This window comes from Cohnella fermenti, assembly GCF_004801405.1.
GTDB classification, from domain to species: Bacteria; Bacillota; Bacilli; order Paenibacillales; family Paenibacillaceae; genus Cohnella; species Cohnella fermenti.
The window spans coordinates 143192-155724 of record NZ_SSOB01000002.1; the positions used below are offsets into that span (position 1 = coordinate 143192).

9 protein-coding genes are annotated in these 12533 nt (G+C 62.7%); 5 read left to right on the plus strand and 4 right to left on the minus strand.

The window, feature by feature from the left end; genetic code table 11:
* Positions 1-120 precede the first annotated feature (120 nt).
* The 5 genes from E6C55_RS02225 to E6C55_RS33560 all read left to right on the plus strand — a co-directional run bounded on the left by E6C55_RS02225 (position 121) and on the right by E6C55_RS33560 (position 5957).
* Positions 121-531 (plus strand): MarR family winged helix-turn-helix transcriptional regulator, encoded by a 411-nt coding sequence (locus E6C55_RS02225; protein ID WP_136368275.1) that lies wholly within the window; start codon positions 121-123, stop codon positions 529-531.
* 48 nt (positions 532-579) lie between these two features.
* Positions 580-2319, plus strand: coding sequence for an ABC transporter ATP-binding protein (locus E6C55_RS02230; RefSeq protein ID WP_230986483.1), 1740 nt, complete (start codon positions 580-582; stop codon positions 2317-2319).
* Positions 2312-4213 (plus strand): ABC transporter ATP-binding protein, encoded by a 1902-nt coding sequence (locus E6C55_RS02235; protein WP_136368143.1) that lies wholly within the window; start codon positions 2312-2314, stop codon positions 4211-4213. Before E6C55_RS02230 ends, E6C55_RS02235 begins: the two co-directional genes overlap by 8 nt.
* Before the next feature lie 100 nt (positions 4214-4313).
* Positions 4314-5699 (plus strand): class II fumarate hydratase, encoded by a 1386-nt coding sequence (fumC, locus tag E6C55_RS02240; RefSeq protein WP_136368144.1) that lies wholly within the window; start codon positions 4314-4316, stop codon positions 5697-5699.
* Between the two features lie 108 nt (positions 5700-5807).
* A complete protein-coding gene (locus tag E6C55_RS33560) occupies positions 5808-5957 on the plus strand; it encodes a hypothetical protein (protein WP_168735407.1) in 150 nt (49 codons plus the stop codon).
* A 279-nt stretch (positions 5958-6236) separates the two neighbouring features.
* On the opposite strand, the gene E6C55_RS02245 is transcribed toward E6C55_RS33560, so the two are convergent.
* From E6C55_RS02245 to E6C55_RS02260, 4 genes are all read right to left on the minus strand, one after another.
* A complete protein-coding gene (locus E6C55_RS02245; protein WP_136368145.1) occupies positions 6237-7400 on the minus strand; it encodes a glycosyl hydrolase family 18 protein in 1164 nt (387 codons plus the stop codon).
* A gap of 21 nt (positions 7401-7421) precedes the next feature.
* The gene (locus E6C55_RS02250) at positions 7422-9188 is read right to left on the minus strand and encodes a polysaccharide deacetylase family protein (protein WP_136368146.1); all 1767 of its coding nucleotides are present in this window, start codon (positions 9186-9188) and stop codon (positions 7422-7424) included.
* A 14-nt stretch (positions 9189-9202) separates the two neighbouring features.
* A complete protein-coding gene (locus E6C55_RS02255; protein ID WP_230986499.1) occupies positions 9203-11122 on the minus strand; it encodes a glycosyltransferase family 2 protein in 1920 nt (639 codons plus the stop codon).
* Between the two features lie 77 nt (positions 11123-11199).
* Positions 11200-12513, minus strand: coding sequence for a nucleotide sugar dehydrogenase (locus E6C55_RS02260; RefSeq protein ID WP_136368148.1), 1314 nt, complete (start codon positions 12511-12513; stop codon positions 11200-11202).
* Between the last annotated feature and the right edge of the window lie 20 nt (positions 12514-12533).

Genomic DNA, 12533 nt, shown 5'->3' on the forward strand with positions numbered 1-12533 from the left:
GCGATATTTAGGTTTGACAGCTCTGTCGCCTCCTCGTATATTATAGTTAGCCGACTAACTATTTTATTTCGGACAGGAGGCGTCCCTCGATTGAGACCGGAACCGAACCTCACTCACCTCATGCGCCATGTGCTCAAGAACCACCGTTTCCACGTGGATCGCCTTATTCGGGATTATGATGTTTTCCCCGGGCAGCCTCCTCTGCTTCTGCGGCTCTCCGACAACGACGGCCTCAGCCAGCGCGAGCTCGCGGACAGCAAGGGCGTGAAGCCCGCCACCCTGACCGTCATGCTGCAGCGAATGGAGAAGACCGGCCTGCTTCGCCGCTCCGCCGACGAGAAGGACCAGCGCGTGTCGCGGGTGCACCTCACCGACAAGGGGAGGCGGGCCGCGGAAGCGGTTCGGCAGGCGATGGACGAAGTGGAGACCCGCTGCTTCGAAGGCTTCCTCCCGGAGGAGAAGCTGCTGCTGCGGCGATTCCTGCTTCACATGCAAGACAACCTGGCGAGCTGGTCGCCCGACGAATCCTGATCGGCAAAACAAGTTAGCTTACTAACCATTACTAAGGAGAAGGTACGCTTGATCAAACTGCTCCGTTACTTGAAGCCCTACCGCGCTGCCGCTCTGGCCGCGCCGCTGCTGATGGTGCTCGAAGTCGTCATGGACCTGATGCAGCCGCACCTGATGGCCAGCATCGTGAACGACGGGGTCATGCGCGGCAACCTCGGCCACATCGGCATGACAAGCATCTGGATGCTTGTCGCCGCCATCCTCGGCACCGTCGGCGGGATGGGGTGCACCTATTACGCCATCCGCGCATCCGTCGGGTTCGGCACCGATCTCCGCAACGCGCTGTTCCGCCAAGTTCAGACATTCTCGTTCCGCGAGCTGGATCGTTTTCCCGGCGGTACTCTGGTCACTCGGCTGACGAACGACGTCATGCAGGTCCAGATGCTCATCCAGATCTTCCTGCGAATGCTCATCCGCAGCAGCTTCCTGTTCTTCGGAAGCATCGTGATGGCGCTGCTCATCAGCCCGAAGCTGTCGATCGTGTTCGCCGTCACGCTGCCGCTCATGTTCCTCCTTCTCTACCTGCTGCTCAGCCGCTCCATTCCGATGTATCGGAACCTTCAAGGGAAGCTTGACCGGGTCAATTCCGTTCTGCAGGAGAACCTGACGGGCATCCGTGTCGTGAAGGCGTTCGTCCGCGCGACGTTCGAGCGTTCCCGCTTCAAGAAGGCGAACGAGGACAATTACGAGCTGGGGCTGAAGGCCGCCCGCCTGCTGGCCGTGAACAATCCGGCGATGACCTTGCTGCTGAACGCCAGCGTCGTCTGCATCCTCTGGATCGGAGGCGCCCAGAGCTGGGAGGGTGCCCTCGAGATCGGGAGCCTGGCCGCCTTCATCACCTATGTCATCCAGACCATGAACGCGATGGTATCGCTCGGCAACACCCTCGTCAACATCTCGCGGGCCAAGGCGTCCTCCGACCGGGTCAACGAGCTGCTCGAAGCTCCTGTATCGATGGAAGAGTCCCCGGTTGAAAATCATCATACGACGCCGGCCCCAGGCCGAGTCGAGTTCCGGAACGTCAGCTTCGGCTATGAGGAAGGCGGCGAGGAGCCGGTGTTGAAGGACATCGGCTTCGCGATCGAGCCCGGACAGACCGTCGGCATTCTCGGCTCGACCGGCGCGGGGAAGAGCACCCTTGTCAACCTGATCCCGCGGCTCTACGATCCGACCGAAGGAGCCGTTCTCGTGAACGGCGTCGACGTCAGAGACATTCCGCTCGAAGAGCTGAGGGGCCAGGTCGGCATCGTCCTGCAGCAGGCGATCCTGTTCAGCGGCACGATCCGCGACAACATTCGGTACGGCAAGCCGGACGCGTCGCAGGAAGAAGTCGAAGCCGCAGCCCGCGCGGCGGAGGCGCACGACTTCATCGCCGCATTCCCCGAGGGCTACGATACCGTGATCGGCCAGCGCGGCGTGACGCTGTCCGGCGGCCAGAAGCAGCGCATCTCGATCGCGCGCGCCCTGCTGACCGATCCGGCAGTCCTCATCCTCGACGACAGCACAAGCGCGGTCGATCTGCGCACCGAGGCCCGGATTCGCTCCGCGCTGAAGGCGCGAATGGCCGGCTGCACCTGCTTCATCATCGCCCAGCGAATCTCTTCCGTCGCCGAAGCCGACCGGATTCTCGTGCTCGAGGACGGCCGCATCGTCGCCTCCGGCAGCCATGAAGAGCTGATGGCTTCCAGCGACATCTATCGCGACATCTGCGAATCCCAGCTCGGATTGGAGGAAGCTTCCCATGTTTAACGTCAGACCGGCAGCCGGCCCGGGGGCGGGACCAGGCGCGGGACCGGGCGCAGCGCCCGGAGCGGGGCCCGGCGGCGGCCCCGGCCGCGGAATGCCCGTCCCGAAGCAGCGCGCCCGCGACACGAAGGCAACCCTCGTCCGAATCTGGCGCTACCTGAGCCGCCAGAGAGTCGGCCTTGCCTTCACACTGCTGTTCGCCGTCGTCGGAACCGGACTGGGGCTGCTCGCCCCGTACCTGCTCGGACGGGCGATCGACCATTACATTCTCGAGCACGACAAGAGCGGCTTGCTTCGCCTCTGCCTCCTGCTCGGCTCCGCCTACCTCGTCAGCGGACTCGCCTCCTGGCTTCAGGCTCACCTGATGGCCGGCGTCTCCCAACGAACCGTTCGCGACATGCGCAGGGATCTTTTCGGCCACCTTCAGGACCTCCCGGTGCCGTTCTTCGACCGCACGGCGAAGGGGGACCTGATGAGCCGCGCCACCAACGACATCGAGAACGTCTCGACAACGCTGAACCAGAGCTTCGTGCAGATCGTCGCGAGCGCGATCACGCTGATCGGCTCGCTGACGCTCATGTTCGCGCTCGACATCTGGCTCACCCTCGTCTGCCTCATCACCATCCCGCTCGTGTCCTGGGCATCCAAGCAGATCGCTTCCCGTACCCGGAAGCACTTCTCGGAGCAGCAATCGAGCCTTGGCAAGCTGAACGGCTTCATTGAGGAGACGCTGTCCGGCCAGAAGGCCGTCAAAACGCTGCGGCGAGAGCGAATCGCCGTCTCGCAATTCTCGGAGATGAACGACGCCTTGAAGTCCGCTTCCGTCAGAGCGCAGACGCTGTCCGGCTACATGGGTCCCGTGATGAACGCCATGGGCCATCTCACCTTTATTCTGATCGCGGCGGTCGGCGGCTGGATGGCGTTCGAGCAGTGGACGACGGTCGGCGTCATCGTCAGCTTCCTCAACTACTCGAAGCTGTTCAGCGCGCCGATCAACGACCTCGCCAACCAATACAACCTGATCCAGGCCGGCATCGCCGGGGCGGAGCGCGTGTTCGAGCTGATGGACGCGGAGAGCGAATACCCTTCGCATCCTTCGCATCCGCATCCGTCGCCATCGTCGCAACAATCCGGCAAGACGGTCCATGCCCTGTCGGGGGACGTCGTCTTCGACAACGTCTCGTTCTCGTACCGGCCCGACAAGCCCGTGCTGCAGGGCGTCAGCTTCCGGGCGAACCCCGGCGACGTCGTCGCCCTCGTCGGCCCGACCGGAGCCGGCAAAACAACGGTCATCAACCTGCTCACGCGCTTCTACGACATCGAGCCGGAGCAAGGACGCATCTCCCTCGACGGCGAGGAGATCCGCTCGCTGGACAAAGACAGCCTGCGCAGCCGGCTCGGCATCGTCCTTCAGGACGCGTACACGTTCTCCGATACGATTCGCGAGAACATCCGTTACGGGCGCCTCGACGCCACGGACGAGGAGGTCGTCGCCGCCGCGAAGCTTGCCAACGTCCATTCGTTCGTGCGCAAGCTGCCGCACGGCTACGACACGATGCTGACGGCGGACGGCGGCAACCTGAGCCAAGGGCAGCGCCAGTTGCTCACGATCGCAAGGGCGATCCTCGCGGACCCCGCCATCCTGATCCTCGACGAAGCGACAAGCAGCGTCGACACCCGGACGGAGATCCATATCCAGCAAGCGATGGAGACGCTCATGCGCGGCCGCACGAGCTTCGTCATCGCCCACCGTCTGAACACGATCCGCCATGCCGACCAGATTCTCGTCGTCGACGGCGGCCGCATCGTCGAGCGCGGCACGCACGAGGAACTGCTTGCGGCTCGCGGCTTCTACGAGCGGCTCTATCGGACACAATTCGCGGGCGAAGCGATCTGAACTTGTCTTGGGCGGGCGAAGAGGACTAGAATAAGTTTTGGAACAGCCGATGCAATCTCGGCGGAATCACTTATTCCCGGAAGGAAGGCGGAACGCGGTTATGGAATTTCGGACAGAGCACGATACGATGGGAGAAATACAAGTCCCGGCGGAGGCGATGTGGGGAGCGCAGACGGAGCGAAGCCGCCAGCACTTCCGCATCGGCACGGAGCGCATGCCGCTGGAGCTGATCCGGGCGTTCGCGCTGCTGAAGAAGGCGGCTGCGAGCGCGAACCGCGAGCTGGGCACGCTCGCTCCGCTGAAGGCGGAAGCGATCATCGCCGCCGCGGAGGAAGTATACGAAGGGCGCTGGGACGAGCACTTCCCGCTTGTCGTCTGGCAGACCGGCAGCGGCACCCAGTCGAATATGAACGTCAACGAAGTGCTGGCCCGGCGCGCGACCCAATGGCTGCAGGCGACCGACAGCGAGCTGAAGATCCACCCGAACGATGACGTGAACCGTTCCCAGAGCTCGAACGACACGTTCCCGACGGCCATGCACATCGCGGGAACTGTCGCCGTGAAGGAGCTGCTGCTGCCGGCTGTCGACGAGTTGAAGACAACCTTGCGGCAGAAGATGGAGGCGTTCCGGGACATTGTCAAGATCGGGCGCACCCACCTTCAGGATGCGACGCCGCTCTCCCTCGGCCAGGAGATCAGCGGCTGGTGGGCGATGCTCGACCGATCGAGCCTCATGATCTTCGAGAGCGTGAAGTCGCTTGCGGAGCTGGCGATCGGCGGCACCGCGGTCGGCACCGGCATCAATGCCCCCGCCGCCTTCGGCGACAAGGTCGCTGCGGAGTTGAGCGCCTACACGGGCCATGCCTTCGTCTCCTCGTCGAACAAGTTCCACGCGCTGACGAGCCACGACCAGATGGTGTACGCCCACGGCGCGCTGAAGGCGCTCGCGGCCGATCTGATGAAGATCGCGAACGACGTCCGCTGGCTCGCGAGCGGACCGCGCTCCGGCATCGGGGAGATTACGATCCCCGAGAACGAACCGGGCAGCTCGATCATGCCCGGCAAGGTGAACCCGACCCAATGCGAGGCGCTCACGATGGTCGCCTGCCAGGTCATGGGCAACGACGCCGTCATCGGCTTCGCCGCCAGCCAGGGCAACTTCGAGCTGAACGTGTTCAAGCCGGTCATCCTGCACAACTTCCTGCAGTCGGTCCGCCTGCTGGCCGATGCGATCCGCTCGTTCAACGAGCACTGCGCCGTCGGCATCGAGCCGAACGAGCAGGTGCTGAAGCGCAACCTCGAGCAATCGCTTATGCTCGTCACCGCGCTGAACCCGCACATCGGCTACGAGAACGCGGCCAAGATCGCCAAGCTGGCCCACAAGGAAGGGCTCTCCTTGAAGGAAGCGGCGCTCCGCACCGGTCTGCTCACCAGCGAGCAGTTCGACGCGTACGTTCGGCCCGAGGATATGATCGGCCAAGTCTGACCGCTGTTCGTCACCCACAGCCCGCAGCCGGTCGCCGCTTATGAATCCTCCGATTTCTCCCAATACTAGGGAACGAACGATCCCTTTGGGCAAAAGGAGGAGAGCGATATGAACAAGGACACGTACCCGTTCGCGGAGCTGCGTCAAGAGGACATCGTGCGAATTCGGCAGCTCGAAGAGAGCCTGGCCGAGTCCACCGGCCATCCGATCACGCTGATTGCCTTCGAATCGCCCCGGCCGTCCGCGAATGAGGGCTGACCGCCACATAAGAAGAACCGTCAGAGAGACTCTCTCCTGACGGTTCTTTTTATGCCGCTGCCCTCGGCCCGGCGACTTTCTGCGATTTATACGGATTTTCACATTCGTCGGCCCGAATAGGCGGCAATTGCGGCGTTTTATGCGATTTTTGGCATATATACGAGATTTGGGGCCGAAATTGTCTCCACGAATGTGAATTTCCACATAGAATCGGGCAAAGCGCCCGTTGCCGGGCAGCTCGAATGTGAATGATCACATAGAATCCCGGCCGCCCCGCTCTTATTCGCCCAGCCCGGAGGCGATGCCCTCCAGGGAAGCGTCCCCGAGCCCGCCGAGCCGCCAGAGCGCGATGCCCGCGAGGTTCGCCCCGGAGCTTCTCGCAGCCGCGGCCCAGCCGGCCAGCGTCTCTCCGTCGGCGTACCAGACCTCGTGCTTCGCCCCGTCCTCGCCCGTATACTCGAAGCGCAGGCTGCCGCTCGCCTCGTCCCTCGTCGGCTGGTCCAGGCTTCGCTCCGCCAGCTCGGCGGCTTCCGCCTCGGTAATTCCCGTCGCCTTGCCGGCATCGGGGCCGGACAGCAGCCAATCGAAGCCGCCGGACGCCAGCGCGAGATGGCGGGCGCCGGGAAGCTTGGCCATGCGCTTCGCCTGCTCGCGGATAAAGGCGAGGTCGGCCTTCGGGCCCGGCTCGCTGTGGCTCCCGTAGAGATTGTACGCCATCAGCACGTATTCCGGCCCCTCCGGCCAGCTCAGCTTCTCGATCGGGGCTCTCGGCTCCAGCACGATCCGAAGCGACTTGCCTCGCTCGACGAGCTTCGCATACAGTTCGTCGATCAGCAGCAGCATGCGCTCCCAATCGCCGTCGTCGACCCGCTCGTAGTCGAGCTCCACTCCCCCGACGCCGTAACGCTCGACAGCGGCCATGATCTCCCCGATGTGAGCGCTCCGGCTCGCGTCGTCCGCCAGCAGCCTCGTCACCAGCTCGGGGTCCTTCTGGCTCTCGGAGCCGTCCGCTCTGACGATGTCGTTCACCAGCGTGAGATCCAGGCGAGGCGCACCGCCGCCCCCTTCTCCGTACTCTCCGCCGTTGTCCCTATCCTCCTGCTCCAGCCGCTCCCGAATGGCAGGGAAGCCGGCCTCGAAGTCGTCCGTGAACAGCAGGCGGTCCGATTCGTCGAAGTACGCCGCGAACGCCTGAAGGCTGTCCAGCCCGGCAACCGACCGGTCCAGATCGCTGAGCCCGGCCTCCCATTGCCAATCCGCCAGCCAAGCGGACAGCTCCGTCTTCGCCGCCGCTCTGGAGTCGCTTCGCCGCGCTTCGTCTTCTTCGCCTCGCAGCAGCAGCCACGCCGCCACTCCCGCGCCGACCAGGACGGCTGCCGCGAGCGCGACGAGTCCATAAGCATTCCTTCTCCCGCTCCTGCTTCCTCCGCCTGCTCTCCGCATCCTTCTGCGCTCCCCCTTCCGTCAGAACGTCTCCATAAACCAGTCTACCGTCGCGTTCCAGCCTCGCACCGCTTCCGATACAAGCTTCTCCACGCCCGTCAAGCGGTTGCTGTACAGATCGGCTTCCTTCTCCCCGTCCGCTCCGAGCGAGACGACTTGAACGTCGTCGAAGATCCCGTCGTAGATATCGTCGTTGTCCCCTTGGGGATGATATTCGGATTCGAGCGCGATGGAGCCGCTCTTGATCAAGCCGTTCACGGCCGCATCCGCCACAAGCTCCTTGCCGTCCACCGTCACGGACAGCCGATCTCCCGATACGGCGACGGACAGCTTGCGGGTATCGTCCACATTGACAGGATACTGGGTTTCTTCGGTCAGGTCCACATTGGAGATCTCCTCCAGCGTGTAGGTGGTCGCCTTGCTGAGCGCCAACTCCTCGGCCTTCCAATCGACCGGGTCCAGCTCCTCGTCGTAGATCGCCGTCGCCGCGCCGCCCGGAGCCTTCTGCTCGACGATCAGCCGGTTGTTCTCCAGCATCACGCGAAGGAACGATCCTCTCTTCGCATCATAGCGAACATAGAGAGATTGCTTGCCGACCACGTTCCCCGCCAGCGTCGCGGACAGCTCGATGTCGCCGTAGCTCTCGCTGCCCTTCAGCGCAAGCCGTCCCGCTTCGCCGGCCTCCGAGGTCAAGGAGATGCGGCTGCCCCGGAATTCGGCCGCGCCTCGCTCCAGCGTCCAGTCGTCCGCACGCTCCTTCTCTCCTTGCACGAACGCCGTCTTTTCCCCCGTGTCGCTCTGGATTCGCATAAGCAGGTGGTTCGTCGCCCAGTACGCCTGCGGCTGCACCCGGGTCAGATCGTAGAGGCTGTCCTCCGCCGTGTTAAGCGCATGGCCCTCCCGATTGTAGTGCATCAGGAACAGCTTCTCGATGTTCTGCTCGTTGGCCTCCGTCACCAATCGGTTCATGCTCGACCCGAGGGCGTTGGCGTGCATGATCATGTAGACTCCCGGAACGAAGCCGAGCTCCTTCGTGTAAATCTCCTTCATCTGCTCGTAATCGTAATCGATACGGGCCTCCATCTCCTGCCGGTTCTCGGCCGGAATCATGTCGGCGTCGCGGATGAAGTCCATCAGATAGTGATTGTAATAATCGATCTTCATCTTGTTGCGAAGCTCGTTCTCGGCCTTATTGCCGATAAAATTCCCCTCGCTGTCAACGACGTTGATATAAGCGAGGCGATAGCCGTTCGTCCCGAGCTCCCAATAGCCGGTCTTCATCATCTTGAGCATATCCTTCGGCTGAAGGAACTTCCGCTCTCCGTTGCCCATCTTGTCCGCGTAGGACAGGAACGTCGCCTTATAATCGAAGCGCTCGAGATAAGGCTGCGCGAACAGCGCCGAATCGTTGCGCCCGTCTTCGAACGACAGGAACAGCGCCTTCTCCGGCAGCTTCTTCCCGTTCTTATAATAGTCTACCACGTCTTGCTGGGAGATCGTCACATAACCTTGATTATGCAGCGCCTTCAACTGCTTCTCAAGCTCGCCCTTCGCGATCAGCTTCGGCGTTCCCGAACGGCTGACCCCGAAGTAGGACACCGCGATGAAGCCGTTGTCGCTGGTCCAGGCCGTCCGATCCGGCTCCTTGTAATGGTCCGTATCCGCCACCGCTTCGTACACCAGCCAGGCGGCTCCGAGCAGGATGGCGGCCTGCAGCGCCGCCCGAACGGTTTTGCGCCGATTCTTCTTCTTGGTATCGAGCATCGGATCTCGCTTGCCGAGTCCCATCTCCGCGCTCCTCCTTACTTGGACGGCAAGCCGGATTTATCCTGCTTCCTCTTCTTGCGCGCCTCTCTCTTCTCTCTCGCCTCCACGTCCTGCGGCGTCTCGCGCGTTCCCCATGTCGACTTCCAGAACGTGAACCAGGCCACCGGCATCTGCCACAGCAGCACGAACTCGTAGAAGACGCAGAACACGATTCCGAAGTACCACAGCCTGCTCTTGCGGAAGAACAGGTGGGCCAGACTCATCAGCATCGCCATCAGCAGCAGTCCCATCAAGAACGTCCCTGGGAAAATCCCATAAGCAAAAGGAACGTAAACGAGGTTGTAGACGACAACGACGGGCGCAGCGATCGGGACGATGAGGCCGACGAGGAAGAACAGCGCCATGAACGGCTCCTTCTTCCAGATAAACGTGCAGGCCCGCAGCGACTCGCGCAGCCACGAACGCTTCCACCTCATCTGCTGCTTCAGGAAGACGTCCATCCGCGACGGCACGATGGTCGAACAGATGGCCGAATCCTGGTAGCTTGTCCGGTGCGTCTTCAGGATGTAATTGGTCATGCTTCGGTCGTCCCCGAACGTCGCCGGCTGCCCGAGGAACTTCTGGCTCAGCCAGGCGTCGGCGTGCTTCAGGATCAGCTCCTTGCGGTAGCAGGACAGCGGGCCGGACAGGCAGGTCACGCTGTCGAACCAGGCCTCGGCCGCCTTCATGATGCGGAAAGCGATATAATAGCGAACCGTCTGCAGCTTCGTGATCGAGTTCGTATACTTGTTCTCCACGTCCGTCCGGCCGGCGACCCCGCCCATCTTCGGGTCCTGGAACGGCTGGACGAGATGACGGATCGCGTTCGGCTCGAGGAAGCTGTCGGAATCGACGAAGACGACCAGATTGTGCTTCGCCATCTTGACCCCTTGCACAAGCGCCTCGCGCTTGCCGCCGTTGACCGGCAGCACGTGCATCCGGACGCGCTCCTTCGTCGCGAAGCGCTCGGCTTCGCGGTGCACCCGCTCCAGCACCTCCTCGATCCTCTCTGCGGAACGGTCCGTCGAGCGGTCGTCAACGACGATCACCTCCAGCTTGTTGACCGGGTAATCCTGGTTGACGCAACTGAGAATCGTCCGGTGAATCCACTCTTCCTCGTTGAAGCAGGGAATGATGATCGAGACGCCGGGGGTATAGTACGGGTTGATCGGCACGTCGCGGTACAACGCTCCGAACAGATAACGGGTGAGCAGGAACGCGGCGGCAATCAGACTGTACAGGTATAGAAGCGAATTGTACTTGAAGTAGATAATGCTCTCTATGCGCATCAGAAGGATGAAGACAGATGCGAACAGCAGCATCGTGCTGGCCAGGTAGATCGAATATCCCCACCGCTTGCGCTGCAAGTATTCGGTAAGCGGCTTCTCGAATTCGAACGCGAGCATCTGCCTCTCCTCGCCGCCTTCGCCCTCCTCGCTCGCGCGGGTGAACATCCGCACGACGGTCGCCGGCAGCTTGACGGACGACTCGTAGCCTTCGGGCATCGTTCCCGGCGGGATTCGGCAGCGAATCGTCACCTTCGTGCCGACACGGTAGGAGCCGACGGGGGCAGCAACTTCGATCAGCAGCCCGGTTGCGGAGATATCGACGGCCGTGCCCTTGAGGGGAGCCCTCGTCCTCCTGGTTCCCTTGGATACGAACACATCGAAGTTCGCGGCATAGCGCAGGCTGAGCATTCGGAGCCGATCCTGTGCCTCCGCTTCGGCATCCCTGGCATCCGCACTTGATCCGCCAAGGGAGCTGACTGTCGCCCACCCGGACACCTTCGGTGCGGACACTCCCCCGTTCCCGGCCTCTTCGCCGATGCGCCTTCCTCTGCGATCGACGTTCGTGCGAAGATTCTCCGGGTCGGGGACGTTGGACAGCGTTCGCCGGTCCCCCTTGAGGACGGTCATCTTCTCGACAATGGGCTGCTTATCGGTTGTCTTGCGCCTGATTCTCTTAAGCACCTTGCTGTCTCCCTCCGAAGCCGTCATAAGCTCCAGTAGTGATACCCCGCAGCCTCGCAATCGGCGCGGGCGAGCACTCCCTTGACATCCGCCAACACCTTGGGTCCGTCCTGGGCGAACAGGGCGTCCAGGTCGGCCGCGCTCATCCGGCGATAGGCTTCATGGGGCACGGCGAGAACGACCGCATCCAGCTCCCTCAGCTCGTCAAGCGGCAGCAGCTCGATGCCGTATTCCTCGCGAGCCTCGCGGGGGTCCGCCGCCGGGTCCGCCACGAGCGGCGTTACGCCGTACTCCTCCAGCTCGCGAACGATGTCGAGCACCTTCGTGTTGCGGATATCCGGACAGTCCTCCTTGTATGTCAGTCCGAGCACGCCGATTCTGCCCTGCCGGCTCCGGCTTCGCTGGCGCACAAGCAGCTTGATGACGCTCTGGGCGACGAAGCGCCCCATGCCGTCGTTGATGTGACGCCCCGTCAGAATCAGCCGGGAGCGATAACCGGTATCCTCGGCCTTGTAGGTCAAATAATAAGGGTCGATGCCAATGCAATGTCCGCCGACAAGCCCCGGCGTGAACGGAAGGAAGTTCCACTTGGTGGCGGCAGCCTCGAGCACCGCCTTCGTCTCGATGCCCATCTGGTGGAACAGCATCGACAGCTCGTTCATGAACGCGATATTAACGTCCCTCTGGGCGTTCTCGATCACCTTCGCCGCTTCGGCCACGCGAATGCTCTCTGCCCGGTAGACGCCTGCTTCGATAATCAGCTCGTATATCCGGGCGACCAGCTCCAGCGTCTCCGCGTCCATGCCGGAGACGATCTTCATCGTATTCTCGAGCCGGTGCTGCTTGTCCCCCGGATTGATGCGCTCCGGCGAATAGCCGACCTTGAAGTCGCGGCCGCATCGCAGCCCGGATTCCGCTTCCAGAATCGGAACGCACACCTCTTCGGTCACGCCCGGATAGACGGTCGACTCGAAGACGACGACCGCCCCTTCGCGCAGATGGCGGCCGATGGTCCGGCTCGCGCTCTCCACGTACTTCAAGTCGGGAACGTTGCCGCTCTGAATCGGCGTCGGCACAGCGACGATGAAGAGCCGCGAGCGGTCCAGCTCGGCCTCGTCCGCCGTGAAGCGCACCTTGCTCGCGCGGACCGCCTCGTTCCCGACATCCCCCGTCACATCAACGCCTTCCCTGCAGCTCGCGATTCTCCGCTCGCTGACATCGTACCCGATCACGTCGGCTCTCTTCCCGAAGGCGAGAGCCAGCGGCAGCCCGACATAGCCGAGCCCCAATACGGCAAGGGGCTCGGCGCGCCCGGCGATGCGTTCGTACAAGTTCATGTTCGTTCTTCCCTTCGCGA

Bases quoted from the DNA above. Each gene is read 5' to 3' on its own strand.
- E6C55_RS02225 (WP_136368275.1), top strand. From the start codon at position 121: ATGCGCCATGTGCTCAAGAACCACCGTTTCCACGTGGATCGCCTTATT.
- E6C55_RS02235 (WP_136368143.1), top strand. From the start codon at position 2,312: ATGTTTAACGTCAGACCGGCAGCCGGCCCGGGGGCGGGACCAGGCGCG.
- fumC (WP_136368144.1), top strand. From the start codon at position 4,314: ATGGAATTTCGGACAGAGCACGATACGATGGGAGAAATACAAGTCCCG.
- E6C55_RS33560 (WP_168735407.1), top strand. From the start codon at position 5,808: ATGAACAAGGACACGTACCCGTTCGCGGAGCTGCGTCAAGAGGACATC.
- E6C55_RS02245 (WP_136368145.1), bottom strand. From the start codon at position 7,400: ATGCGGAGAGCAGGCGGAGGAAGCAGGAGCGGGAGAAGGAATGCTTAT.
- E6C55_RS02250 (WP_136368146.1), bottom strand. From the start codon at position 9,188: ATGGGACTCGGCAAGCGAGATCCGATGCTCGATACCAAGAAGAAGAAT.
- E6C55_RS02255 (WP_230986499.1), bottom strand. From the start codon at position 11,122: ATGACCGTCCTCAAGGGGGACCGGCGAACGCTGTCCAACGTCCCCGAC.
- E6C55_RS02260 (WP_136368148.1), bottom strand. From the start codon at position 12,513: ATGAACTTGTACGAACGCATCGCCGGGCGCGCCGAGCCCCTTGCCGTA.